This is a genomic window from Streptosporangium sp. NPDC000509, assembly GCF_042898365.1.
GTDB lineage: Bacteria > Actinomycetota > Actinomycetes > Streptosporangiales > Streptosporangiaceae > Streptosporangium.
In genome coordinates this window covers 59,469-84,862 of record NZ_JBIAYX010000010.1, presented here as the reverse complement: position 1 = coordinate 84,862, position 25,394 = coordinate 59,469, and the positions used below count along the sequence as shown (strand labels likewise).

General features: G+C 68.8%; 22 protein-coding genes. 9 read left to right on the top strand and 13 right to left on the bottom strand.

Annotated features, from left to right (window positions below; all coding sequences use genetic code 11):
- Window positions 1–19 precede the first annotated feature (19 nt).
- The 3 genes from ACFY3D_RS19430 to dnaA all read right to left on the bottom strand — a co-directional run bounded on the left by ACFY3D_RS19430 (window position 20) and on the right by dnaA (window position 4,387).
- The gene (locus ACFY3D_RS19430) at window positions 20–796 is read right to left on the bottom strand and encodes a 3-keto-5-aminohexanoate cleavage protein (RefSeq protein WP_389981045.1); all 777 of its coding nucleotides are present in this window, start codon (window positions 794–796) and stop codon (window positions 20–22) included.
- Between the two features lie 133 nt (window positions 797–929).
- On the bottom strand, window positions 930–2,069 hold the full coding sequence (dnaN, locus tag ACFY3D_RS19425; protein WP_362513183.1) for a DNA polymerase III subunit beta: 1,140 nt from the start codon (window positions 2,067–2,069) through the stop codon (window positions 930–932).
- 575 nt (window positions 2,070–2,644) lie between these two features.
- Window positions 2,645–4,387, bottom strand: coding sequence for a chromosomal replication initiator protein DnaA (gene dnaA, locus ACFY3D_RS19420; protein ID WP_389981043.1), 1,743 nt, complete (start codon window positions 4,385–4,387; stop codon window positions 2,645–2,647).
- A 533-nt stretch (window positions 4,388–4,920) separates the two neighbouring features.
- On the opposite strand from dnaA, the gene rpmH reads away from it, so the two are divergent.
- The 8 genes from rpmH to ACFY3D_RS19380 all read left to right on the top strand — a co-directional run bounded on the left by rpmH (window position 4,921) and on the right by ACFY3D_RS19380 (window position 10,623).
- A complete protein-coding gene (gene rpmH / locus ACFY3D_RS19415; protein ID WP_329088117.1) occupies window positions 4,921–5,058 on the top strand; it encodes a 50S ribosomal protein L34 in 138 nt (45 codons plus the stop codon).
- Window positions 5,059–5,166: 108 nt separating this feature from the next.
- Window positions 5,167–5,541 carry a ribonuclease P protein component gene (rnpA, locus tag ACFY3D_RS19410; protein WP_350941866.1) on the top strand — a complete coding sequence of 125 codons (375 nt, stop codon included), beginning with the start codon at window positions 5,167–5,169 and terminating at the stop codon, window positions 5,539–5,541.
- Window positions 5,541–5,819, top strand: a complete 279-nt coding sequence (gene yidD / locus ACFY3D_RS19405) for a membrane protein insertion efficiency factor YidD (RefSeq protein WP_362513746.1) — start codon at window positions 5,541–5,543, stop codon at window positions 5,817–5,819. Before rnpA ends, yidD begins: the two co-directional genes overlap by 1 nt.
- 4 nt (window positions 5,820–5,823) lie before the next feature.
- Window positions 5,824–6,771 (top strand): membrane protein insertase YidC, encoded by a 948-nt coding sequence (gene yidC / locus ACFY3D_RS19400; RefSeq protein ID WP_350941864.1) that lies wholly within the window; start codon window positions 5,824–5,826, stop codon window positions 6,769–6,771.
- 35 nt (window positions 6,772–6,806) lie between these two features.
- Complete coding sequence (locus tag ACFY3D_RS19395; RefSeq protein ID WP_350941863.1) at window positions 6,807–7,310, top strand: R3H domain-containing nucleic acid-binding protein; 504 nt, start codon at window positions 6,807–6,809, stop codon at window positions 7,308–7,310.
- A gap of 447 nt (window positions 7,311–7,757) precedes the next feature.
- Complete coding sequence (gene rsmG, locus ACFY3D_RS19390) at window positions 7,758–8,453, top strand: 16S rRNA (guanine(527)-N(7))-methyltransferase RsmG (protein ID WP_362513169.1); 696 nt, start codon at window positions 7,758–7,760, stop codon at window positions 8,451–8,453.
- A gap of 196 nt (window positions 8,454–8,649) precedes the next feature.
- Complete coding sequence (locus tag ACFY3D_RS19385; RefSeq protein ID WP_350941859.1) at window positions 8,650–9,576, top strand: ParA family protein; 927 nt, start codon at window positions 8,650–8,652, stop codon at window positions 9,574–9,576.
- A gap of 72 nt (window positions 9,577–9,648) precedes the next feature.
- Window positions 9,649–10,623, top strand: a complete 975-nt coding sequence (locus tag ACFY3D_RS19380; RefSeq protein ID WP_350941857.1) for a ParB/RepB/Spo0J family partition protein — start codon at window positions 9,649–9,651, stop codon at window positions 10,621–10,623.
- A 718-nt stretch (window positions 10,624–11,341) separates the two neighbouring features.
- Here ACFY3D_RS19380 and ACFY3D_RS19375 read toward each other — a convergent pair.
- The 3 genes from ACFY3D_RS19375 to ACFY3D_RS19365 form a co-directional block, all read right to left on the bottom strand.
- Window positions 11,342–12,412 carry a threonine aldolase family protein gene (locus ACFY3D_RS19375; protein ID WP_389981040.1) on the bottom strand — a complete coding sequence of 357 codons (1,071 nt, stop codon included), beginning with the start codon at window positions 12,410–12,412 and terminating at the stop codon, window positions 11,342–11,344.
- Window positions 12,413–12,680: 268 nt separating this feature from the next.
- Entirely contained in the window at window positions 12,681–13,634 is a 954-nt protein-coding gene (locus ACFY3D_RS19370; RefSeq protein ID WP_362901933.1) for a D-alanine--D-alanine ligase, read from the bottom strand.
- Between the two features lie 184 nt (window positions 13,635–13,818).
- A complete protein-coding gene (locus tag ACFY3D_RS19365; RefSeq protein ID WP_350943528.1) occupies window positions 13,819–15,051 on the bottom strand; it encodes a PLP-dependent aminotransferase family protein in 1,233 nt (410 codons plus the stop codon).
- Window positions 15,052–15,352: 301 nt separating this feature from the next.
- Here ACFY3D_RS19365 and ACFY3D_RS19360 point away from each other — a divergent pair, with 301 nt between their 5' ends.
- Window positions 15,353–15,973: a hypothetical protein gene (locus ACFY3D_RS19360; protein WP_030919650.1), complete on the top strand. Its 621-nt coding sequence runs from the start codon at window positions 15,353–15,355 to the stop codon at window positions 15,971–15,973.
- A 311-nt stretch (window positions 15,974–16,284) separates the two neighbouring features.
- Here ACFY3D_RS19360 and trxA read toward each other — a convergent pair whose 3' ends face one another.
- The 7 genes from trxA to ACFY3D_RS19325 form a co-directional block, all read right to left on the bottom strand.
- Window positions 16,285–16,608 (bottom strand): thioredoxin, encoded by a 324-nt coding sequence (gene trxA, locus ACFY3D_RS19355; protein ID WP_329088095.1) that lies wholly within the window; start codon window positions 16,606–16,608, stop codon window positions 16,285–16,287.
- A gap of 396 nt (window positions 16,609–17,004) precedes the next feature.
- A complete protein-coding gene (gene trxB, locus ACFY3D_RS19350; protein WP_389981432.1) occupies window positions 17,005–17,940 on the bottom strand; it encodes a thioredoxin-disulfide reductase in 936 nt (311 codons plus the stop codon).
- Between the two features lie 258 nt (window positions 17,941–18,198).
- Window positions 18,199–19,119: a zf-HC2 domain-containing protein gene (locus ACFY3D_RS19345; protein WP_389981038.1), complete on the bottom strand. Its 921-nt coding sequence runs from the start codon at window positions 19,117–19,119 to the stop codon at window positions 18,199–18,201.
- Window positions 19,109–19,756, bottom strand: a complete 648-nt coding sequence (gene sigM / locus ACFY3D_RS19340; protein WP_350941851.1) for an RNA polymerase sigma factor SigM — start codon at window positions 19,754–19,756, stop codon at window positions 19,109–19,111. The genes ACFY3D_RS19345 and sigM overlap by 11 nt, the downstream gene beginning before the upstream one ends.
- A gap of 114 nt (window positions 19,757–19,870) precedes the next feature.
- Window positions 19,871–21,394 carry a serine/threonine protein kinase gene (locus tag ACFY3D_RS19335; RefSeq protein WP_389981035.1) on the bottom strand — a complete coding sequence of 508 codons (1,524 nt, stop codon included), beginning with the start codon at window positions 21,392–21,394 and terminating at the stop codon, window positions 19,871–19,873.
- Window positions 21,395–21,589: 195 nt separating this feature from the next.
- A complete protein-coding gene (murJ, locus tag ACFY3D_RS19330) occupies window positions 21,590–23,194 on the bottom strand; it encodes a murein biosynthesis integral membrane protein MurJ (protein WP_350941848.1) in 1,605 nt (534 codons plus the stop codon).
- Window positions 23,195–23,231: 37 nt separating this feature from the next.
- Window positions 23,232–25,358, bottom strand: a complete 2,127-nt coding sequence (locus ACFY3D_RS19325) for a DUF6049 family protein (protein WP_389981032.1) — start codon at window positions 25,356–25,358, stop codon at window positions 23,232–23,234.
- Window positions 25,359–25,394: the final 36 nt, after the last annotated feature.

The following is a 25,394-nucleotide window of genomic DNA, read 5'->3' as shown; positions in this document are numbered from 1 at the left end:
TTCAGGGTTTCGTGTTCACCTACGCCAAGCGTGCCCGCGCAAGTCTTACCAGCTCGGCGTTCCCGCCGACAGGGCCACCCACAGGGCTGTGGATAACGTCCTCCAGGCCGATGCGCGTGGCGAGTCCAGCCTGCCCTGCTTCGTCCAGGAGAATCCAGGTCGGGTCCCCCTCCCCGTGGAGCAGCCTCGGGCCGGGGACGCCGAGTTCGGCGAGACGAACCAGGATGGCACGCGCCCGCGGGAGGGCGGTGTCCGCGGGGCCTCCGATGATCTCGACGAGCACCCGTGCGCACTCCAGGCCGGTCGCGGCGAGGGCGTCGGCGTCCTCCACCGACCAGACCCCCGCCTCCACGTCGACGCCGAGCCGCCGCAGGTCGTGCCACAGGGCCTCGAATCCGGGCTCGGAGAGGTTCGCCGACGCGAAGTCCGGCAACTCGCCCGGGGCGAGCCCGGCCCAGCCGCGCACGGCCTCGCGCCGCGCGTCCACATCCCAGCCGGTTATCCACAGCCCTGTGCTCACCCCGACGGGGAGACCGGGGCACGCCTCGCGTACGGCGCGCACGGCCGCCCCGATGTGCGCGGCGCTGAGCGACTCGCTGCCCGCCTCGTCGCGCGGATGTATGTGAACGGCGTCCGCACCCGCCCCACGAGCCTCACGGGCCGCCTCAGCGAGCTCCAGAGGGCTCAGAGGGAGGGCCGGGTGCTCGCCGGGCCTCCTGGCGCCGTTCAGGCACGCCTTGAGCCATGTCGCTCCCCCTCCGGCCCCGCCGGACGGTCCCGAGTCCCCACCCGTCACCGTGTCCACCCCGGGGTCGCGTTCCCCGCCGGTCTCCGGTGCCGCCGCGAGATCCTTTTCCCGGTCCGTCCCATGGCCTGTGGAGGGATCCGCCGCGCCCGGCCTTCGCGGGCCCCCGTCGGGTGGGCGGGCATCAGCTCGACAGGCGGATGGGCATGATCAGGTAGCGGTAGTCGGGAGCACTCCCGTCGTCCGTGGGTTTGCCCCCGGTGAGGATGGCGGGCTTGGTGGACGTGGTCATCTGCAGGCGGGCCACGTCGGAGTCGATCGCGCCGAGCCCTTCGAGCAGGAACTGGTGGTTGAAGGCGATGTTGATGTCGTCGCCCTCGAAGTCGACGGGGAGCACCTCGACCGCCTGTGCCTCGTCGCCGCTGCCCGCCTCCAGGACGACCTCGTCGCCGCGGAAGGCCAGCCGTACGGGCGTGTTGCGCTCGGCGACCAGGGCCACGCGCTTGACGGCCTCGACGAAGGCGGCCGTCGGCAGCTCGGCGCGGGCGGAGAACTCCGTCGGCAGCAGCGAGCGGTACTTGGGGAACTCGGGGTCGAGCAGCCGGGTGGTGGTGCGGCGTCCCGCGCTGGAGAAGCCGATCATGCCCTCGCCGGTGCCGCCGGCCGAGCTCAGCGCGATCTCGACCTCGGCCCCGGTGCCGCCCAGGGCCTTGGCCGTGTCGGCGAGGGTCCTGCCGGGGATCATCGCGATGGCCGAGAAGTCGGGCTGGCCCGGCTGCCACTTCAGCTCGCGTACGGCGAGGCGGTAGCGGTCGGTCGCCGCGAGGGTGACCGTGTCGCCCTCGATCTCCACACGTACGCCGGTGAGCATCGGCAGGGTGTCGTCCTTGCCCGCGGCCACGGCGACCTGGCCGACGGCCGAGGCGAACACGTCGCTGCCGATCCGTCCCGCGGCGGGGGGCATGGTGGGCAGGGAGGGGTAGTCCTCCACAGGCATGGTGAGCAGGGTGAAGCGGGCGCTGCCACAGGTGACGACGGCCTTGGCGCCCTCCACCACGAAATCCACAGGCTGTGCGGGAAGCGCCCTGGTGATCTCGGCCAGGAGCCTTCCCGACACGAGCACCACGCCCGCCTCGCCCGTCTGCAGTTCGAGGGTCACCTCCGCGGAGACCTCGTAGTCGAAGCCCGAGAGCTTGAGCTGCCCGTCCTCCGTGACCTCAAGACGCATGCCGGCCAGCACCGGCACGGAGGGACGCGCGGGCAGGCTGCGCGCCGTCCATGCGACCGCCTCAGCGAGCACGTCTCGGTCGACCCGGAACATCACGTGGATCCGCCTCCTGTGTGTCGAGCGCCATCCGCTCGGTGCCTGGGGTTGAAGTGTTCACTCTCGCGCACCCGCGCTCCCTCGGAACCCCTCTTATGGCTCTTGGGTTTCCTAGTTAGAGATACAAGTGGCCTTCGTATTAGGGGCTGTGGATACTGTGGAAAGCCGTTGTTTCCGCAGGTCAAGTGCTGTTTTTTCATCCACCGGGGTTGTGGGTGGCCGCTGTGGACAACTCTTGGGGCTGGGGAGAACTCCGGAGTACACACAGGCCGTCCCCAGATTCGGTGCCCTCTGTCCCCAAGTTTTCCACGAGGTTTCCCCAGGTTATCCACGGGGTAGGAGGTCGTTTTGTCCTTGTGGAAAACTCTCCCCACAGGGCGTCCCCAGGTTATCCACGAGTTGTCCCCAGGTTGTCCCCAGGTTCTCCCCAGAGTTGTCCACAGACGCCGAACAGCGTTCGGACCAGCGGGTTTCCGGATGATCATGGTTCGGCGCCCCCGAGCTCCCGAGGTCCGCGCGAACCGTTGATCCACAAGGTTTTCCACAGCCTGTGCATCACGGGGTGAAAAACCTCATCATCCATTGCGGGACTGCTGCTTGATCCGGGTCGTCAGCTCGTTGACCTGGTTGTAGATCGAGCGTCGCTCGGCCATCAGGGAGCGGATCTTCCGGTCGGCGTGCATGACCGTGGTGTGGTCGCGGCCGCCGAACTGCTGGCCGATCTTCGGCAGCGACATGTCGGTGAGCTCCCTGCACAGATACATGGCGATCTGGCGGGCGGTGACCAGGACCCGCGAGCGCGACCCGCCGCACAGGTCGTCGATCGACAGGCCGAAGTAGGCGGCGGTGGAGGCCATGATCGTGGCGACCGTTATCTCGGAGCCCGCGTCCTCGGTGATCAGGTCCTTGAGCACGACCTCGGTGAGCTGCAGGTCCACCGACTGCCGGTTCAGGCTCGCGAACGCGGTCACCCTGATCAGGGCGCCCTCCAGCTCGCGGATGTTGGTGGAGATGCGGCTCGCGATGTACTCCAGCACCTCGGGCGGCGCGGCCAGCCCTTCCTGGATCGCCTTCTTGCGCAGGATCGCGATCCGGGTCTCCAACTCGGGCGGCTGGACGTCGGTGATCAGACCCCACTCGAACCGGTTACGCAGCCGGTCTTCCAGCGTGACCAGCTGTTTCGGCGCCCGGTCGCTGGAGATGACGATCTGCTTGTTGGAGTTGTGCAGGGTGTTGAAGGTGTGGAAGAACTCCTCCTGCGTCTGCTCCTTGCCCTCCAGGAACTGGATGTCGTCCACCAGCAGGATGTCCACCGCCCGGTAGCGGCCACGGAAGTTGTCGGCCTTGTGGTCGCGGATGGAGTTGATGAAGTCGTTGGTGAACTCCTCCGAGCTCACGTATCTCACCCGCGCGCCGTCGTAGAGGCTCTGGGCGTAGTGGCCGATCGCGTGCAGCAGGTGGGTCTTGCCCAGGCCCGAGTCACCGTAGATGAACAGGGGGTTGTACGCCTTGGCCGGCGCCTCGGCCACCGCGACCGCCGCCGCGTGCGCGAACCGGTTGCTGGAGCCGATCACGAAGGTCTCGAAGGTGTACTTCGGGTTCAGCCGGGCCGGCTCGCCCTGCGTCCTGCTCCCGCGCCCGTCCCATCTGTTCTGAACCCCTCCGGCGCCGCCCGCGCCGGGCACGGGTGGCGCGCCGCGGTCGAAGGAGTCGGGCTCGGGCCGGGGCGGGGACGGCTGGGGGTTGTAACCACGGCCGTATCCGGGACTCTGCTCCCCCTGCGAGGAGCTCTGCGAGGGCTCCGCGGGGAGGTACGGCTGGGGCGGCTCCTCGCCCTGCTGGTACGGATAGGAGAACGCCTGTGCCTGTGGATAGTCGGTGGACGACTGCGAGGCCTGGTTGCCCCCCGGATAGGGGTGCTGCGGCCCGGAACCCCCGTGGTGCTGGCCCTGAGAGGGTTGTGCATAACCTTGCTGGGCCCCGCCAAGCTGTGTATAACCCTGCGGCTGGGCCTGGGGATAAGTGTCCTGGCGGGGGGTGAGCCCTGGCTCGGGGCCCGCCGCGCTGGGGTCGACCATGACCGCCACCCGCATCGGGCGGCCGAACTCCTGGGAGAGCGCCTGGCTGATGAGCGGACGAAGCTTGTTTTCCAGGACATCTCTGGCGAAATCCGTGGGGGCGGCGAGGACCACGGTGTCGTTCATGAGGCCGAAGGGCCGGGTCATGTTGAGCCAGACCCGCTGCTGGGACGGGACGTTCTCGTTCAGGGAGTTCTCAAGAGCCCTCGCCCAGACAGCGCTGAGGTCCGTTTCGTCCATGGTCCGGCTCCCCTCCTCCCGACGCGGCCCCCGCTGGCCTACCGCGATCTGTTTATCCACAACGGTGGCCGCCGGGCGCACCGGATCTCGTCGTTGTCCACATGCCGGGAGTCCCGTGGCCCCTTCGTGGGCGCCATACGAAATCCACATCGAATCCACAGGCTGTGCACAGCCCGTTACCTGCGGTCCGACGCGTCCTCGCAGCGGAGAGAGGGTCTGGAAGGGCCGACAGTAGCCCTGTCCACAGCTGTGTACAAGACGTTGTCCACAGCCTAGTGGCGTACGAGGGGGACGGAGCGCACATCCTGTGGACGGCGAGGCGCCGGTGGATAACGTGCCTGTGGAAACGTGGATAACCTGTGTCGGCGTGCTTGGGAAACAGCCTCTGGTTTGACCTGGGACACGCCTGACCCGTAACGTACGACGGTCGGCTTGTCACGCGGCGGCTATTTCGCATGCCCCGCATCCGGCAGGTCAGCCATTGTCGAGCGTCCCCATGTGCTGGGGATGCGTCTTGAGCCTGGAGCCCACTCGTGAGCAAGCGTACTTTCCAGCCGAACAACCGCCGTCGTGCGAAGACCCACGGCTTCCGGCTCCGCATGCGCACCCGCGCCGGCCGCGCCATCCTTGCCGCTCGCCGTCGCAAGGGCCGCGCCGAGATCTCCGCCTGACGCATCCGTTGCGCCCGTTCGCCGGGCCGAGGCAGTAGCGTCTGTCGCCCACCGGCATCGCTGCCGGTGGGCGACAGGCGTACCTGCCCAGGGTGAACAAGATCTCTCGTGCTGCCGTCAGGGTCCCGCATGCGCCGGGGCGACGAGTTCGCCGGCGCGATCAGAAGGGGAAGCCGAGTAGGCCGCCCCACCCTGGTCGCGCACCTCGGCATGCGCTCTGACAGGGATGCTCCCCCCCTGGTGGGATTCGTGGTGAGCCGTGCCGTGGGAGGCGCGGTCATCAGGAATCGCGTCAAACGTCAGTTGAGACACCTCATGCGAGACCGTCTCGACCGGCTTCCGAGAGGTAGCCTGCTGGTGGTACGCGCCAATCCACCGGCCGCGTCCGCGCGAAGCGAGCGCATCGCCGCCGAACTCGATGTCGCGCTGGATCGTTTACTCAGGCGGCTGGAGCCCTCAGGGGCTCGCATGGATGGGCGATGATGACGGCGCAGCAGACCGCTGGAATTTCTCCGGCTGCCAGGATCCTGATGGCTCCGATCCGGTTCTACCGGGCCTTCGTGAGCCCTCTGCTGGGTCCCCGTTGCCGCTTCCACCCCTCGTGCAGTGCCTACGGCCTCGAAGCCGTGGCCGTTCACGGCGCGCTGCGCGGCACATGGTTGACGATCCGGAGAATCGGGCGTTGCCACCCATTCCATCCCGGAGGCCTTGACCCGGTGCCCCCGCGCCCGGGCCGGTCCGACGAAACGCAAGGGAGCTAGCTCGGTGGAGCTGTCCTGGCTGAACTGGCTGTACACAGCCGTCGCCCAAGTAATCACCTGGATTCACGAGGGCTACAGCACCTTCATTCCGAGGAACAGCGGGCTCAACTGGGCGCTGACCATCATCACGCTCACCGTGCTGATGCGACTGTTGATCTTCCCGCTCTTCCTCAAGCAGATGCGCTCCTCGAAGAAGATGCAGGAGCTGGCCCCCAAGGTCCAGGAGATCCGCAAGCGGTACAAGAACGACAAGCAGCGCATGAACCAGGAGGTCATGGCGCTGTACCAGGGGCAGGGCGCCAACCCGCTGGGTGGCTGTCTGCCGATCCTGGCGCAGTTCCCGATCTTCATCTCGATGTTCACCGTGCTGCAGGCCATGGCCGGCGGGCACGCCAAGTTCGGCATGACGCAGACCCTCGTCGACAGCGCCCGGGCCGCGCACATCTTCGGCGCCCCCATCCCCGCGACGTTCTTCACGAGCTCTGCCGACATCGTCCAGCTGGACGCCGACCCGATCATCACCAAGGTCGTGCTCGCGATCTTCGTGGCGGTCAGCTCGCTGACGACCTTCCTCACCGTCCGGCAGAGCGTGACCCGCTCGATCGCCCAGATGCCGGACAACCCGATGGCGCAGCAGCAGAAGATCCTGATGTACGTCTCGCCGCTGTTCGCGATCTTCTCGCTGAACTTCCCCCTCGGCCTGATCCTCTACTGGGTCACCACCAACGTCTGGACCCTCGGCCAGCAGCACTGGTTCTACAGCCGCAACCCCTCCCCGGTGGTCGACGCCAAGGGCAACGTCACCACTCCCGAGCCCAAGCCGAGCCTGCTGAGCAAGGTCAAGAAGACCGCTCCCGAGCCCGAGGCGCCTGCGGTACCGGAGACCAAGGTGATCCGGCAGCAGCCCACCCGCCAGCCCCGCAGTAAGCGGACCGGCAGCAAGAAGTCCTGACGTCTCATCCCGACAGCACGAAGGAGTGGCCGGACGTGACCGAGGCCGAGGCCGAGAAGGAGCCCGCGAAGGCGGTTCCCGATCTCGCCGCCCTGGAGCAGGAAGGCGAGATCGCGGCGGACTATGTCGAGGGTCTGCTCGACATCGCCGACATCGACGGTGACATCGACATGGATGTCGAAGGCGATCGCGCCGTGGTGTCGGTCGTCGATATCAAGGGCGGCGACCTGGTCGGCCCCAACGGTGAGGTGCTGGAGGCCATCCAGGAGCTGACCCGCCTCGCGGTCCACCGCCAGACGGGTGAGCGCTCACGCCTGATGCTCGACATCGGCGGCTACCGCGACCGCCGCAGGAGCGAGCTGAGCGAGCTCGGCACCAAGATCGCAGCGGACGTCAAGCGGAACGGCGAGCCCAAGTCGCTGCAGCCGATGACCCCGTTCGAGCGGAAGATCGTGCATGACGCCGTCGCCGCGGCGGGCCTGCGCAGCGAGTCCGAGGGCGAGGAGCCCCGTCGTTTCGTGGTGGTCCTTCCCGCCTAGCACCCCTTGGCGCGAAGCTACGCGCTGACAAAAGGCCGCTGCCCCCGTTTTTTCTGGGGGCGGCGGCCTTTCTCGTGATTCCGCACCCTGCGCCAGGAGGGCGACGTCACCTGTTTTCGTGACGCCGCCTCCCGATCCACAGCGGCGATGTCATTCGTTCTGGTGACGTCACACCCTGACCTACGGCGGCGATGTCACTCGTTCTCGTGACACCGCCTTCCGATCCACCGCGGTGCCGTCACCCGTTCTCGTGACGTCACATTCCGACCCACGGTGGCGATGTCACTCGTTCTGGTAACCCCACGCCTCGATCCATCGCGGTGCCGACGTCCGTTCTCGTAGCCCCACACCCCAACCCACGGTGGCGACGTCACCCGATGCCGAGGCGGGCCATTAGCCTTGAGACCGGCCTGAGCCCGATTTTTCCGAGGGAAGAGTGAGCGTCGAGTGAGTGACCAGATCCCCGAACCGCCCGAGGTCGCGCGCGAGGTGTTCATCGGCGACGCCTGGGCGAGAGCGGAGGCCTTCGCGGAGCTGTTGGCCGGTCCCGGGGTGGTGCGCGGGCTGCTCGGCCCACGGGAGGTACCGCGCATCTGGGACCGCCACCTGCTCAACTGTGCGGTGATCGCCGAGGTCGTGCCCGCCGACGTACGCCTGGTCGACATCGGTTCCGGTGCCGGTCTGCCGGGTCTGGTCCTCGCGATCGTGCGGCCCGACATCACCGTCACCCTCCTGGAGCCGCTCCTTCGCCGGACGGTCTTCCTGGAGGAGTGCGTGGAGTCGCTGAAACTCGGCAACGTCGAGGTGTTGCGCGGCCGGGCCGAGGAGTTCGCGGGCAGGCGGGAGTTCGACGTCGCCTCCGCCCGCGCGGTGGCGCCGCTCGACCGCCTACTGAAATGGTCACTGCCCCTCCTGCGCGAGGGCGGTGAGCTACTGGCCATGAAGGGCGAGCGTGCCGCTGAGGAGTTGGCGGACGCAGAGGCGCAATTACGGTCGAGTGGGGTGCAAACCGCCGAGCTCGCATCGGTTGGGCGCGGTAAGGTCGAGCCGCCCGCAACTCTCATCCGAGTGGTCGCCGGTCGAGCTCCCGAGGGAGCGCGGAAGACCTCTCGCCGGAAGGATCGTGCCTCGCGCGGCAGGTAGCGCGAGGCCCCCAGATAGACCGAGCAAAGCGAGTACGAGGCCAGTGGAAGACCATTCGAGTGCGATCGCCAGCGCGAGGAGCGGTCTCGGCTGGCCCGAGGTTCCTGCCGTTTTGCCCCATGGACGGCTTTCCGGTCTGGGCTGGCCGGCACCGGCTCCCGGTGCCGTAGTCAGGCCGGTTGAAAGGAAGACGACCGTGACCCAGACCCCCCTTAATCCCGGCGACTCGCCGCTGGTACGAGAGGCACTCAGCTCAGTGGTTTCACGTGAAACATCGGCCCAGAAGACCGCCACCGCTCCCGGAGGCTCCACCGGGGTCCGGGATGGGGACTGGCCGCGTCCTGCCAAAACCCGGATTTTCACCGTCGCGAACCAGAAGGGCGGCGTCGGCAAGACCACCACGTCGGTCAATCTGGCGGCGGCGCTGTCCATGCACGGCCAGCGGGTGCTCGTGGTCGACCTCGACCCCCAGGGCAACGCCTCGACGGCTCTCGCGGTCGAGCACCGTGGCGACGTACCGGACATGTACAAGGTGCTCGTGGAGGATCTGCCGCTCGCGGAGGTCGTGAAGGCGGTTCCGGACATGCCGGGCCTCTACTGTGCCCCCGCCACCATCGACCTCGCCGGAGCCGAGATCGAGCTGGTCTCCATGGTCGCCCGTGAGGCACGCCTGCAGCGCGCGCTGACCGCGTACGACGCCGTCGAGTTCGACTACATCCTCATTGACTGCCCTCCCTCGCTCGGCCTGCTCACGGTCAACGCGCTGATGGCCGCGAACGAACTGCTGATCCCCATCCAGTGCGAGTACTACGCGCTGGAAGGCCTTGGCCAGTTGCTGAGAAACGTGGATCTGGTCCGCGCGCACCTGAACCCCACACTCGACCTCTCCACCATCCTCATGACGATGTACGACGGACGCACCCGCCTCGCCTCCCAGGTCGCCGAGGAGGTTCGCTCCCACTTCGGCGCGACGGTGTTGAGCACCCTCATCCCCCGAAGCGTGCGCGTCTCCGAGGCGCCGAGTTACGGTCAGTCGGTCATGACGTACGACCCGGGCTCCAGCGGTGCGATGGCCTACATGGACGCCGCCCGCGAGATCGCTTATCGCGGTGCGGCCGTATGAGCGCCGGGAATCTCGTGGCCGCGGTCACGGGCCTGTCAGTGAGTGCGACACCTTGAGTCTCGGGAGGGGCAAGTGAGCAAGCAGCCAAGAGGGCTGGGCAGAGGGCTGGGGGCGCTCATCCCGACGGGCCCGGCCGTCGTCGCGGAGCCACCCGCGTCGATGACCGCGACCATGGTCGCCCCGGAGCCGGTGACACCGGAGCGGCCGGGGCCCGCCCCGGTCGAGGGCGCCTACTTCCTTGAGATCCCCGTCGACGACATCGCGCCCAACCCACGTCAGCCGCGAGACATCTTCGACGAGGACGCCCTGAAGGATCTGGCGACTTCGATCGGCGAGGTCGGCCTGCTCCAGCCGATCGTGGTGCGCGCCACGGGCGAGGGACACTACGAGCTGATCATGGGTGAGCGCCGCTGGCGCGCTTCCAAGCTCGCCGGGCTCTCCGAGATCCCCGCGATCGTGCGGGAGACCCAGGAGGACAAGCTCCTGCTCGACGCGCTCATCGAGAACCTCCAGCGCGAGCAGCTCAACGCCCTGGAGGAGGCGGCGGCCTACCAGCAGCTGCTCGACGACTTCGGCGCCACCCACGAGCAGCTCGCCGCCCGCATCGGCCGTTCCCGCTCGCACGTGACCAACACGGTGCGCCTGCTGAAGCTCCCGCCCGGGGTGCAGCGCAAGGTGGCGGCCGGAACGATCAGCGCGGGCCATGCCCGAGCCCTGCTCCGCCTGGACGATCCCGCCGCCCAGGAACATCTCGCCAACCGGATCTCGGCCGAACTGCTGTCGGTCCGCGCGGTCGAGGAGATCGTCGCCGTGGGCGATGCCAAGGCGGCCCCGGCACCCGCTCCGCGAGCTCCTCGGGCGAAGCCCGACGAGGAGCCGGCCCTCCGGCATCTGGCCGACCGTCTCTCCGACCGCTTCGAGACCCGCGTGAAGGTCGATTTCGGCCGCCGCAAGGGACGCATCGTGGTGGAGTTCGCGACCATCGACGATCTGGAGCGCATCATCGGCACGATGGCTCCGGGGTCGCTGCAGGCGATGGAAGGGTGATCTCGCCGATCCCGGAGACCTGGGAAAGCGAACCGATGGCAGTGGCTCCGGGACGGTGAGCCGGTGAGGGCGAACCGGTTGCGGTGAGTCCGGGAAGGTACGCCCACCGCGAAGGTGGGGAAGCGGTCCCGCGCAGTGCACTCGGCGAGTCGGTGAATCCACCCCGACACCATTCCGGAGTCTGGATGCCCTCGACAGCCTCGACTTTCTCGGGGTGCTTCCCCGGGAGGTGAGAGCGGCCTGCGAAGGCCGACTCGCCGCGACGGCTCGACCGGAGCGGCACCGGCCACCTCTGTGATGAGACGGCATCGTTTCACGTGAAACACAGAGGGGCGACCATGTGGACTGAGCTCGGAGACGGGACGACGGGCCTCGCCGAGAAGGGCGGGAGTGGCGACGAGGAGCGAGAGTCGGACTCTCGTCCCCCGGAGGTCGGGCTTGTCGCCGAGAGCCGGACTCTCGCCGTCAATGGCAGGGCTACCCGTGGCGTGTGGGCGGCCCACCAGGACGCGCATCGCGCACGAGACCAGGTCCGAGACGCCCTTACCCGTGGCGTATGGACGACGGCCCACCAGGACGCGCATCGCGCACGAGACCAGGTCCGAGACGCCCTTACCCGTGGCGGGTGGACGACGGCCCACCAGGGCGGCGACCGGTGTTTCACGTGAAACAGCCACCCCTTCCGGGAGAAGGCTGTTTCACGTGAAACAAACGCCCCTCAGAAGCCAACGGCTTCTTGGACGGCGAGACGGATATCGGCGACGAAGGTGTCGACGTGCTCGGGAGCGGTGTCGAAGGCCGTGACCCAGCGGACCACGTTCTCCGCCGCGTCCCAGACATGGAAGAGATAGCGCTGCTGCAGTTCCGCGATGGCCTTCTCGGGGAGTACGGGGAAGACGGCGTTGGACTGCACGGGGTAGCGGAGCGAGACCTCCGGAAGGCCGGCGATGCCGTTGGCGAGGCGGTGGGCCATCGCGTTGGCGTGAGCGGCGTTCTCGCGCCAGAGCTCCTCGGTGAGGAGGGCGGTCAGCTGGGCGGAGACGAAGCGCATCTTGGAAGCGAGCTGCATCCCCTGTTTGCGGAGGAACAGTGCGGCGGGGTCCAGCTCCGGGCGGAGGACCACGAGTGCCTCGGCCCCCATCGCGCCGTTCTTGGTACCCCCGAAGCTGAGCAGGTCCACGCCCGCGTCCGTGGTGAGGGAACGGAGCGAGCAGCCGAGCTCGGCCGCCGCGTTGGCGAGCCGGGCGCCGTCCATGTGCAGGAAGAGGTCGTGCTCGTGGACGAACTCCGCGAGCTCCGCGATCTCGTCGACGGTGTAACAGGTGCCGCACTCGGTCACCTGGGAGATGGAGACGACCCTGGGCTGGGAGTGGTGCTCGTTCCCGAGCACGGACAGTTGGCCACGGATGTCGTTCACGGAGAGCTTGCCGTCGTCCGTGGGGAGGGTGACCAGCTTGGCGCCCAGCATGCGTTCGGCGGCGCCGCACTCGTTGGTGTTGATGTGGGCGGTGGTGGGGCAGAGCACCGCGTCGTACGCCCGGAGTACGAGTCCGAGCCCTACGACGTTGGCGCCGGTGCCGTTGAACATGGGATATGCGGTCGCGCGGGCGCCGAACTCGGCGCGGAAGGCGTCCTCCATAGCGGTGGTCCAGACGTCCCCCCCATAGGGGAGGGCGTCTCCGGTGTTCGCTTTGAGGATGGCGGTGAGAACCGCAGGGTGCACGCCCGCATGGTTGTCGCTCGCGAAGCTCTTGGGGAATCTCTTGGGGAATGGGGTGGAGGTCAGCACACGGTCAGCGTATGGGCAAACCCGGTCCGTTACCGGGCTCGCCCCGCTCGTCGGCTCGACTTTCGTCTGGGAAATCCTGATTTCACCGTGTGGCCCTCACCTGTGCAAGACCTTCGCGGGAGGGAACTCCGCGAGCGACGGCGGTTGTTCCAGGAGGGTGCCGAGGTCTTCCCCCGCCATGGGGAGGAGCGACGTCTCGGTCATTCCCATCGCCGTCGAGGTGGAGAGGACCTTCCCCGGCTGCCTTCCGCGAAGGAGCCCGTGAAGGTCAGGATCCGCGGATGACGGCCTGTTCCAGGAGGGTCCGGCAGAGGGTGCCGAGATCTTCCCCCGCGGCCTCGGCGGCCATGGGGAGGAGCGACGTCTCGGTCATCCCCGGGGCGACGTTCACCTCAAGGAAGTAGGGCAGGCCGTTCGCGTCGACGATCAGGTCGGTGCGTGAGATGTCCCGGAGACCGAGGGCGGTGTGCGCGGTCACGGCCATCTCGGCACATGCGGCCGACACCTCGGGCGTGAGGCGTGCCGGGGCGAAGAACTCGGTGTGCCCGGCGGTGTAGCGGGCCGCGTAGTCGTACACGCCCTCGTCGGCGACGATCTCCACGGGGGGCAGTGCCACGGGCCCGTCCCCGAGGTCGACCACGGAGACGGCGACCTCGACCCCCTCGATGCAGCGCTCGATCAGTGCGGTGTCACCGTAGGCGAAGCAGCCGACCATGGCGGCGGGGAAATCCTCCGCGCTGCGGACGATCGACGCGCCGAGCGCCGAACCGCCGCGGGACGGCTTGACGAACAGGGGAAGGCCGAGATGGTCCACGATGCGGGCCAGCACCGCGGAGGCGCCGAGGTCGTGGAAGGTCTCCTTGGGCAGCGTCACCGAGTCGGGGGTGCGCAGCCCGACGGAGCGGACGACGGTCTTGGCGGTGGGCTTGTCGTAGGCGACCCGGCAGGCGTCGGGGCCGGCGCCGACGTACGGGACGGAGAGGAGTTCGAGGACCGAGCGGATGGCTCCGTCCTCGCCCGCTCCGCCGTGCAGGGTGACGAAGACCGCGTCCGGCGGGTCCGCGAGCACGGCGGGAACCAGGGACGCGTCGGTGTCGCGGGTCTCCACGGAGACGCCCGCTCCCCGCAGCACCTCGCTCACCCGTCGGCCCGATCGCAGCGAGACCTCCCGCTCGTAGGAGAGCCCGCCCGCCAGGACGAGCACATGGCCCAGGTCACTCATCCGACATACCTCTCGTCATGGCCCGCTCCGAGCCTGTCCTGTCGCTTCGTCCCGCGTGCGCGGTCGTCCCGACGGATCGGGATCGATCACCGCGCACCGGCGCAGGAAGTCACCGTACGGCACCGAGGGGGAGGAACTCATGCCGGAGGTGCCCCGTGGCATGGGGCACCTTACGGGGGCGAGGTTACGCGAGGTCGGGTCCCGGGGTGTCGATGCCGACGCGTTCGGTGGGCGAGCCGGTCCCGAAGGTGTCGCGGAGACGGAGCTCCTGCCCGATCACCCCTGCCAGGCGGCGGACGCCCTCGCGGATGCGGTCGGGCTCGGGATAGCAGTAGGAGAGCCGCATGTGCCGCGCGCCGCCGCCGTCGGCGAAGAAGCCGGTGCCCGGCACGAAGGCCACCCGCTCCGCGACCGCGCGGGGCAGGAGCGCCTTGGAGTCGAGTCCCTGGGGAAGGGTGGCCCAGACGAAGAACCCGCCGTCGGGGCGGGTCCAGGTGACGCCGTCGGGCATCAGGGCCTCCAGCGAGGAGAGCATGGTGTCGCGGCGCTCGCGGTAGAGCTCCCCGAACGTCTTGATCTGCTCGCGCCAGGGCTGGGTGGCCAGATACTGGCCGACGGCGAGCTGGGTGAAGGAGGAGTGCGACAGGACCGCGGACTCCATCGCCAGCACCAGCTTCTCGCGGATGGCGTGCGGGGCGAGGGCCCAGCCGACCCGGAAACCGGGGGCGAGGGTCTTGGAGAACGAGCCGAGGTAGACGACGCCCTCGGGATTGTCGGCGCGTAGCGTCCGGACGGGGTCGCCGTCGAAGCGGAGCAGGCCGTACGGGTTGTCCTCGACGATCAGCACGTCGGCCCGCTGGCAGATCTCCAAAACCCGCTGCCTGCGCTCGGCGCTGAGCGTCACGCCCGCCGGGTTCTGGAAGGTGGGGATCGTGTAGAGGAACTTGATCCGATTGCCCGCGCTCTTCAGGGCGTAGACGGTCTGGGCGAGCGACTCGGGGATGATCCCCTCGTTGTCCATCGCGATGTGGATGACATTGGCCTGGTAGGCGGAGAACGTGCCCAGGGCTCCGACGTAGGAGGGTCCCTCGGCGAGCACGACGTCACCCGGGTCGATGAAGATCCGGGTGATGAGGTCGAGGGCCTGCTGGGAGCCGACGGTCACGACGACGTCGTTGGAGTTGGCCTCGATCCCCTCCAGCCGCATGACGTCACAGATCTGCTCGCGCAGATGCGGGTCGCCCTGCCCCGAGCCGTACTGGAGCGCGACGGGGCCGCGCTTGGCGATCAGGTCGGCGACCAGCTCCCCCACCACGTCCAGCGGGAGGGCGGTGACGTACGGCATGCCGCCGGCGAGCGAGACCACCTCGGGCCTCGACGCGACGGAGAAGAGAGCTCGTACCTCGGAGGCGACCATCCCGGTTGCCCGTGCCGCGTAACGGTCGACGTAGGCGTCGATGCGCGAACCGTGGGCCGGGGTGACGGCCTGACCGTGATCATGGTTCTGGGGCACGGTCCACCTCCTAGGTTGTGTGGAGCACACAAAGCGCTCATACCAGAGAAACCAGCGTACGTCAGGGGTCGCAGTTCGTCTGCGTGTAGGGAGAGGACCTCCTGAAAGCAGGACCCGCACTGGGCTACGATGCCAGCTGGAGACGCCGTTTTCGCGCGTTTTTCGCCATGGCTTGCACTCGTCTCGCCAGGATTGGGGCCAACAGGTGTCGCGTCGGCTGGCAAACGTCACCCTCGACAATCTCGACGACCTGCCGCGCCGCTGTCGCCGGTGCGTCTTCTGGGAGCTCGATCCCGTCAACGCGGACCGGGCGATGAAGGCCGGCGACCCGGGACTGGAGAAAGAGGCCTGGATCTCCTCGACCCTGCTGGAGTGGGGAAGCTGCGGAAAGATCGTCTACGTGGACGGGGTGGCCGCCGGATTCGTCCTCTACGCGCCGCCGCACTACGTGCCGCGCTCGGTGGCCTTCCCGACCTCGCCGGTGAGCGCGGACGCGGTGTTGCTGATGACCGCGCACATCATCCCGGAGTTCTCCGGGGGCGGTCTGGGCCGGATGCTGGTCCAGGGCGTGGCCAAGGATCTGACCCGGCGCGGGGTGCGTGCGATCGAGGCGTTCGGCGATCTGAAGTGGGAGCAGCCGGGCGCGTGCCTGATGCCCGCCGACTACCTGCTCTCCGTGGGGTTCAAGACGGTGCGCCCGCATCTTCGCTTCCCCCGCCTCCGCCTGGAGCTCAAGAACGCCGTCTCGTGGCGTGAGGACGTCGAGGTGGCACTGGAGAGGCTCCTCGGGTCGATGAGTCCCGAGAGGGCGCTACGGCCCGTCTGAGACCTTCTGGAGCCCGTACGGCACGCTCTGGGGCCGAACGCACCCTTCCGAGGCCCTCCGGAGCCGCACCGGCCCTTCCCGCGGGGGCCGGACTTCCGAGGTCGAACGCGTCGGTCGAACATCTCTTCTCCCCGGCCGAACCCGTCCCCGGATCCGTCGGCCCGTCCCGGCACGGTGGGAAGGCCCCGCGCATGTGCCCGCTCATGTGAAGGCCCCCCGTGGTGAGACGGGGGGCCTTCAGCGGGTGGGTGTGCCGCTCGGAAGCGGGTGATACGGCCGGACGCCGTGGGGGACGGCCGACCGCAGGGGGCCTAGATGATGCCCTCAAGCTCGCGAAGCAGCATGGCCTTCGGCTTGGCGCCGATGATCTGCTTCACAACCTCTCCGTTCTTATAGACGTTCAGGGTAGGAATCTGGAGTACGCCGTAGTTTGTGGCCGTTGCCGGATTTTCGTCGACGTTCAGCTTGACGACGGTCAGCTTCTCGGCGTTCTCGCCGGCGATCTCCTCCAGAATGGGCGCGACCTGGCGGCACGGGCCGCACCACTCGGCCCAGAAATCGACGATCACGGGCTTGTCGCTCTTGAGAACGTCGGCCTCGAAGCTGGCGTCGGTCACGTGCTTGATGGTGCCCAAGGTTCCTGCTCTCCCTCTTGCTCTTGCCTGAGGACTGCTGCTGTTGACTTTCCCCCCTCGTGAACGAGGGGGGTTCCCACGGTCGCCCGCGAGGGTGTTCCCGCTTCGTCGCCGGTCACCCGCCGAGGAGAACCCTCCCCGGGGTCTCGCACGGCCCGACACGCGTTTCACCTCTCCGCCGACCCGGCGGCGAGGACGATACCGATGGGATCACCGGCATGGCGACCGGCGCACGCCCGACGCGCCGTTCGACGGTGCGCGACGTGTGCCCGGCGGGGCGAGAGCCCGGCCGACCCGTGACGATGCTCACGGCGCCTGAGGCCCGCCCTGACGGACGGGGCGACGGGCGGTGCGGGCACCGCCCGTCGCTCTCTTCCGCCGTCATTCGCCCGGGGGTTACGCGTTCTCGTGCTCGGCCAGCCAGCGCTCGGAGTCGAGCGAGGCGGCGGCGCCGGTGCCGGCGGCGGTGATCGCCTGCCGGTAGATGTGGTCGACCACGTCGCCCGCGGCGAACACACCGTCCAGGTTGGTGCGGGTCGAGGGCGAGTCGACCTTGATGTAACCCTCGTCGTCCAGGTCCACCTGACCCTTGACCAGCTCGACGCGCGGGTCGTGCCCGATCGCGACGAACAGGCCGGTGGCGGCGAGCTCCGCCTCCGCGCCGGTCTTGAGGTTGCGCACCCGCACCCCGCTCACCTTGGACTCGCCCAGCACGTCGACGACCTCGCTGTCCCACAGGAAGCGGATCTTCTCGTTCGCGAACGCCCGGTCCTGCATGATCTTGCTGGCGCGGAGCTCGTCGCGACGGTGCACCACCGTCACCGAGGCGGCGAACCGGGTCAGGAAGATCGCCTCCTCCATCGCGGTGTCGCCGCCGCCGACGACCACGATGTCCTGGCCGCGGAAGAAGAACCCGTCACAGGTGGCACACCACGACACGCCGTGGCCGGAGAGGCGCTTCTCGTTGGGCACACCCAGCTCGCGGTAACCCGAGCCCGTCGTGAGGATGACGGACTTGGCGTAGTAGGTGTCGGTGGCGGTCTTGACGACCTTCGGGGTGACGGTCAGGTCGACCTCGATCACGTCGTCGGCGACCAGCTCGGCGCCGAACCGCTCGGCCTGCTTGCGCATCCCGTCCATCAGGTCCGGGCCCATGATGCCACCGGGGAAGCCGGGGAAGTTCTCCACCTCGGTGGTGTTCATCAGGGCGCCACCGGCGGTGACCGAGCCCTCGAAGACCAGCGGGTTGAGGTCGGCACGCGCGGAGTACACGGCGGCCGTGTAACCGGCGGGACCCGATCCGATGATGATCACATTCCGGACGTCCATCAGTGCTCGCGCCTCTCCTCTGTCGTTGCCACCGGCGTCAACAGATCCTAGGCGCCGCTGATTCCCACCGGGCGCGGTGACGGATCCGCCGGTGGAACGGGAAAGCCCGGCACGGACGAATCCATGCCGGGCGCAGACGAAGGGTACGGAGAAGGTGCGAGGGCTTTGGGAGCGGATTACCCGCCGCCGATCACCCCGTGTATCTCCCCACCGATCGTTCCGCGCGGCCTGCCGAGGTCCCCCGGGGCCGCCTCCTCCCGGTCACCAACTCGCGAGACCTGGCTTGCGCACGTCGTCACACTGCGGACCCACGACGTGGACGCGCACCGTGTTCTTGGCCTTGTTCTGCCAGAAGAGCAGGATGTTGGCCTCCTGCCCGTTGTAGAACCCCTGGTCCACGGCGAAGGGCGACGTGCCGACCCGCGCCGAGATCTGCCGGACGCATTTGTCGATCCCGGAGTTGTCGGTCGTTCCGACGATGGTCCCGGGGCCGATGTAGTCGAGCAGCGAGCCGCGGAGCTCGGCGTCGGTGTAGTTGTAGTTGCTGTCGGTCAGCGTGTACTGGATCGTGTCCGTCGCCGGCGTGGGCTGGGCGATCACCGGCAGGCGGTCCGGGCCGGACGCCGTCAGCGTCCCGGTCGCCAGCGCGGTCGCGCCGATCACCGCCGCCGCCACGCCCGCCGCGGCGGTGGCGGGCATCGCCCACCGGCGCCGTCGGTTCGCGCCGCGACGTCTGGTGGGGACCACCGGGACCACGGTGCCGTCGTCGTCGACGACCCCCAGCCGCACGGCTGGTTCGAGCTCTGGCTCCTTTTCGGGGATCGGGTCCCGGTGAGGGGTCGTCTCCCATGGCGCCGGTTGTGCGGGAGAGGACGTCTCCCACGGCGCGTCGCGCATTATGTCGTCCCAGGCCGGTGCTTCCACCAGGCCCACTCCACCTCCACGGAAGCTTTCCGCCTCGGCGGCCAGTGCGCGGTCGATCCTCAGCGCGACTCCCATCGGCATCGCCGGTGTGGGGGTCGCCGCCAGGACCTCACGGACCGCTGCGAGATCGGCGAGGCTTTCGCCACAGGGGTCGCAGATCGCGAGATGCTCGCGTACCCGCATGGCGGTGGCGGCGTCGAGGAGCCCCTCGGCCAGTTCGGCCAAGATCTCCAGGTCGTAGTGCGTATCACCCGTCACGAAGTTCTGCTCCCTTCGCGGATGAGACGCGAGACAGGTCTGATCGGTTCCGTAAATGGGAAAGAATCGGGGCGAGTTTCGCCCTTCCGCGCGCGCACCGGCTCTTCACCGTGCCGCTCGGCACCTCCAGCACCTGGGCCGCGTCTTCGATCGAGTAGCCCATCATGTCCACGAGCACCAGCGCGGCGCGCTGGTCGGAGGGCAGCAGCTTCAGTGCCGCGGAAACCTCCATGGACACTTCGCGCTCGGCCGTCTGGTCGAGCACCGGGGTATCACGCTCCGCGGCCTCGACGAGCTCGTCGTCGGCCACCGGGCGCACCGATTTCCTGCGCATGCGGTCGAGGCAGGCGTTGACCACGATGCGGTGCAGCCACGTGGTCACGGCCGCCTCGCCGCGAAAGCTCCCGGCCTTGCGATAGGCCGAGACGAAGGCGTCCTGAACGGCGTCGGCCGCCTCGTCGGGGTCGCCCAGCGTACGCAGGGCGACCGCCCACATGCGGTCTCGATGTCGCTTGACTATTTCACTGAAGGCGTGCGGATCCCCGGCGATGTGCCGGGTGAGCAGGTCGGCGTCGGACACGTGGGCCTTCGCCGTCTGCTCGTCCGCCGCTGGCGGGGTCTCGGGTGGGGAATTCACAAGGAGAGTCCTGCTATACCGATCCGGGGAGAACACCTCTACGGGATAGATGGTGCCACGAATTCTCCGATGATCTGCAAGAAGCCATGCAAAACAGATCAAATCGGAGCAGTGTCACTTGGTCGCGAAGACCTTGATCTCCTGCACCTGCCCGCGGAACTTCCCCTGGTAGGTGGGCATCTTGGTGAACCAGACGAGCACGTAGCGGCCCTTCTTCGGGGCCTCCGCGGTGAACGTCTTCTTGCCGGAGACTCCGTTGACCTTCTGGAGGACCGAGAGGGACTCCAGTTGCGGGGAGTCGCCAACCCTGAGTTCGGCGGTGCCTCCCGAGGTGCCGCCGAAGTCGACCGTCACCTGCTTCACCGGGACGCTCTCACCCATGTCCAGCAGGAGGCCCACACCCGTCTTGAGCCGGCCGAAGTCGGCGGAGTCGTACGACTCGGAGTGCCAGTCGGTGGAATCCTTACCGTCGATCGCGAAGCCGGCGAGCTCGCCGCGCTCCTCCCTGTCGCCCAGCGGGTCGAAGCCGATGGCCGAGGAGGGCTTCACCTCGCGGATCTCGACGGCCGCGGTCGGCGTGGGCGTGGTGCTCTCCTCGCCGGGCACCGGGGTGCCGGCGTTGCCGATGCTGCGGCCGAGGGTCCAGGCGCCCAGACCGACGGCGACCATCACCAGCAGCACGACGACGGTCATGGCGACCTTGTTGACCATGCCGCCCCCCTGCCGGGGCATCGGGCGGTGCTGGTGCTGGGTCTGATGCTGCGAAGGCGGTGTGTGGCGCTGGGGAGCCGCGGTGTCGACCCCCTCGGAGCGCGAGGCCGCCACCGGCAGCGCCGTCATGGGCATCGGCGTCGGCATCGGCAGGGGACTGGGCCGCGACACCGAGGCCAGGGCCTCGGCGACCTCGGCGGGCGTGGTCAGCGGTTCGAGCCCGCGCCTGGTCTCCGGCAGTATCGCCCGGCAGACGATGGCGTCCAGGTAGCCGGGAACGCCCGCGGTGACCTGGCGCGGCGTGCAGAAGTGCCCGTCGGTCACGGGCGCGACGGGCAGGCCGCCGCTGCTTCGCTCGTCGCCCGGCCAGTGGCCGGTCAGCCCGGCGTACAGCAGGCGGCCGAGGCCCTCGGCGTCCTCGCGGGCGGGGTCGTCGCTCATCACGTCGTCCAGGACGGCGTCGACTCCCAGGCCGAGCAGTTTGACCGTGCTGCCCGCCGTCCAGACCAGGTGCTCGGGGGTGAGGCAGAGATGGGCGAGGTTCGCCTCGTGCGCGTGCGCCAGGGCCTCCGCGGCCTCGGCGACCATCGCGGCGGCCCGCTCGGGGTCGAGGGGCCCGCCCGCGATCATGTCGCCGAAGGACTCGCCGCTCACCCACTCGCTGACGACATAGGAGTGGCCGTCGTCCTCGGTCGCGTCGAAGACCTGGGTGAGACGGGGGTCGGTGAGCCGGCTCGCCACCCTGGCGGCCGTGACGACCTCGTTCAGGCGGGGAAAGTCGGGATCGAAGGTGTGGACGGCGACGGGCCTGGCGAGCACCTCGTCGATGGCCTTCCACAGGGTGGCCCCGCCCGACTCGTGGACGCGGTCTTCGAGCCGGAAACGCTCGGCCAGCTTGGTGCCGGGCTCTACGGCGGGGGAACTCACGAGGACCCCGTACCTGAGAACACGACAACACCATGCCCGGTCAGCACATCAAGACACATCACATGATGCTGGGTGGATCCGCCCACGCCCTCCTGCTTCCATTAGCCGCATGTCACCACACGCGTCGCACCATGGTAGTCCCGCACCGGTTCCGCCCGTGTTCGTCTTGTCAGACGTTTGAGACAAGTCTTTGGCTTACCGGCCTACCCGTCCTGCGACCATTCCAACGATCGAACTCACCTCGGGGATGCGCATCCGGTGGGCGATCGCCAAGTAAAGAACCATACCGAGTCCGCCGCCCGCCGCCAGCATGACGGCCGCACTCAGCGCGTCCAACGCGGTGAGTTCCTGCGTGAGCCACAGCACGCCGAGCGCGAACGCGGCCGCCGGGAGGGCGGCCAGATACATCCGGGACAGTCCGGCGGCCACCGTGCGTCCCGCCAGGCCCCCCACGCGGCGCGAGGCCATCGTCCAGGCGATCGCGGCACCGGCCACGTAGGCGACGGTGAACGCGAGCGCGAGGCCCATCACGATGTACCTGGCGGGCAGGGTGTAGTAGGCCACGAGGCTGAGCGTGGCGTTCACCGCCACGTTGCCGAGGGCGAGGAACGCCGGGGTGCGGGTGTCGCCGAAGGAGTAGAAGACGCGCAGCAGGAGCTGGAAGATCGAGAACGGCACCAGCGCGAGCCCGAAGACCTGCAGCACGTTGCCGATGTAGACCGCCGAGCCGACGGTCATGTTGCCCCACGAGAAGATCAGCACGGTCACCGCGGGGCCGAGCACCATCAGCAGCAGCCCGGCGGGCACCAGCAGCACCGACACCAGCCGCACCCCGGATGCGAACTCCTCGCGGACCGTGTCGAGCTGGCCGTCGGCCACCCCCCGGCTCATCCTGGGCAGCATCGCGGTGATCACCGAGACCGCGATGATCCCGTAGGGGAGCTGGAAGAACTGGTAGGCGTAGGAGTAGGCGGCGTTTCCCGCACCGGGGGCACGCTGTCCCGCGCCGGTCGCCAGCTTGGTGGTGATCAGGAAGCCCAGCTGGCTGATCCCCACGTAGGCGAAGGTCCAGACCGCGGTCCTGCTCATCTCGCCGAGCCCGGCGTTGCGCAGGTCGAACCTGGGCCGGAAGCGGAATCCCACCCGGTGCAGCGCGATGACCAGCACCGCGCACTGCGCCACGATGCCGGCCGTGGTGCCGAGCCCGAGCAGCGCCAGGTCGGCGTCGGCGATCGTGTCGACGTCGGTGCCCGCTCCGCCCAGCTTCACGTAGTAGACGATCGCGACGCCGATCATCACGATGTTGTTCAGCACCGGTGCCCACATCGGCGCGGCGAATCTGTCGCGGGTGTTGAGGATCGCGCCGGCGATCGCGCCGATCCCGAAGAAGGCGATCTGCGGCAGGATGAACTGCGCCAGCCTGACCGCGACCTCGGTCTGCCTGGGCCCCCAGTCGGTGCTGTAGAGGCTGATCAGCGGTCCGGCGAGGATCACCGCGACCAACGCCAGCAGGGTGAGCGTGATCACCCCAAGGGTCATCAGACGCTGCTCGTAGGCCCGGCCGCCGTCGGGGTCGGACTTCTGCCGCCTGATGATCATCGGAACCACGACGCTGCTCAGGATCCCGCCGATGAGCAGGTCGAACAGGATGAGCGGAATCGTGTAGGCGACGTTGTAGGCGTCGCCCAGCGCGAAGGTGCCGATGGCCGCCGCGAGCACCGCCGTCCGGACGAAGCCGGTGACGCGGGAGACCATCGTCCCCGCCGCCATGATCGCGCTCGCGCGCAGAACCCTGCTCATGCGCTTTCCTCCGCTACGTGCTGGGAGCGCCAGGCGCTCAGGACTCGGTGCCGGCGGGCTCGTGCAGGCGCTCGGGCGGGGGAGCGGCCGCGGGGCGGCGGCCTCCCCTGCGGCGCAGGACGCGCAGGACGACGGCGGCAAGCATCACCACGAGGGCGGCTCCGACGATCACCAGGGCGACCCCGGTGTAGCCGGTGGTCCGCACGGTCAGCTCGACCGGCTTGCCGTACTTGCGGCCGTCGTCGGTGGTGAGCTGGACCGTCACGGTCGTCTGGCCGCTGGCCGTGGAGGTCGAGGTCATCGGGATCCGGATGGTCTGGTTCTGGCCGCCGAGGATCTCCAGTTTGTCCTCGTACGGCTCGATCTTGAGCAGATCCGGCTGGTCGGAGGTCACCCTGAGCCGGACCGCGATCCGGCTGGCCTCGCCGCTCAGATCGTTGCGCACGCTGATCGGCACGTCGCCGTTGCTGCCGGCCAGGGTGCGCAGCCGCGACTGCTCGCTGCCGGTGATGTTGACCATGGCGATCCGGCCGTCGATCGCCCCCGCGACCTGCTGGACGTACGGGGTCGCGTTGCCCGTCCTGCCCCGCCACGCCGAGGAGGTCAGGCGCAGCAGCGCCAGGTCGAAGACGTCGAGGTCCTGGGCGGTGGTGATCGCGGAGGTCAGGTCGGCGCGGGCGCCGACCTTCCTGACGCCCGTCATGTACTGCTTGGGAAGCTCCAGCTTGCGGTCGGCGTCGGTGTAGGTCAGGCCGGACCTGGGAACCGGGGCGCCCTTGCCGCGCTTGATCGTGTCGAGCGTGACGGGTGCCAGCCAGGGCAGGGCGGCGGCCGTCTCGACCAGGTCGGTGACGTAGGCGGGATCGGGGTCCCAGCGGCGGTGCGGGACGGCGATCACCGTTCTGGCGGTGGTGACGGGCTCCGAGCTGATCATCGCCGTCTCCGCGATGAACCGCTGGCGGTTCGTCAGCGCCGCGCCGGGGGTGGAGGTGTCGGCGCCGACGGTCTCGCTCAGCGTCGCGTCGGCGACGAGGGCGGTGAGCGGGCCGTTCACGCTCTCCAGGGTCGCCGAGGCGTCGGGGGTGGTGACCGGGGGCGTCGTCGGCGGCAGGTTCAGCACGTTCAGCAACACGGTGTCGACGCCGCCGGTGGCGAGCAGGTCAAGCCCGTCGTAGTCGATCAGGCCGCCCACCGGCCAGTTCACGTTGGTGATCACGTCGCGGCCGAGGGTCTCCCTGGCGACGATTCCGGCCGCCGAGATCCCGGTCCGGGTGGCGTCGTCGAAACCGTTGTGGGCGAGCGCCACGACGTCGGGGTCGGCGTAGGGGGTGGCGACCACCGGTTGGTCGGCGACGGCCTCACGGAAGTCGCTCAGCCACCGGGCGGCCTCGGGGGCCGCGGGGCGCCGCTGGCCGCGGTCCTTGACCCTGACCGTGTGCGGCTTGCCCATCGCCCGCGCGTCGTCGAGCAGGGCGGGATCGACGATCCAGGTGAGGCCCTTGGCGGACGAGGTGTCCTGGGCGATCTTGAGAAGGTCGCCCAGGCGCTTGCCGGGGGCCATCGCCGCGGGCAGGTTCCCGTCGGCGAAGGTGGAGTCCTCCGACCGGCGCGGCTGGTCGACGATGGGCAGCACCATGGCGAGCCGGGTGCGGGGCACCCTGGTCTCCCTGGGCATGTAGGTCACCATGGTCCGCAGGGTGGAGACCTGCTGCCCGAAGGCGTCGCGCACCTCGACCATGATCGGATAGACGCCGAAGCCGGAGAACTTCAGCTCCTGCGGCGTGAAGGCGAACTGCCACGGCAGCTTGCCCGAGGGCGCGATCGACGCCTGGACGAAACTCTCGCAGCACCACGAACTCGGGAGGGTCTGCCCGGCCAGGTACGCCTCCATGTCGGCGCGCCTGGCGAACGGCTGCGGCGAGAAGTGCATCCGGATGCGCAGCCCGCTCATGGGTTCGGCGCCCGAGTTGACCAGGGAGCCCGACAGTTTGATCTCGGTGGTCGGGTCACGGGGGGCGTCGGGACCGATCGCCTCCATCACGACCTGAAGGCCCGCCCGGCTCGCCGAGGTCGTCCGGGCGCTCGCCATACCCGGAACGACCACGGCCGCGGGAACGAGCAGCGTGGTGACGAACAGGGCGAGCAGCGCGGCTTTGCGGATCACGTGCCGGCCAGGGGTCGAGTACGGCGCACGCCGGTA

Coding starts and splice junctions, on each gene's coding strand:
- dnaA (WP_389981043.1), bottom strand. CDS start 4,387: ATGGACGAAACGGACCTCAGCGCTGTCTGGGCGAGGGCTCTTGAGAAC.
- yidD (WP_362513746.1), top strand. CDS start 5,541: ATGACGGCGCAGCAGACCGCTGGAATTTCTCCGGCTGCCAGGATCCTG.
- ACFY3D_RS19370 (WP_362901933.1), bottom strand. CDS start 13,634: ATGAGTGACCTGGGCCATGTGCTCGTCCTGGCGGGCGGGCTCTCCTAC.
- ACFY3D_RS19365 (WP_350943528.1), bottom strand. CDS start 15,051: ATGGTCGCCTCCGAGGTACGAGCTCTCTTCTCCGTCGCGTCGAGGCCC.
- murJ (WP_350941848.1), bottom strand. CDS start 23,194: ATGAGCAGGGTTCTGCGCGCGAGCGCGATCATGGCGGCGGGGACGATG.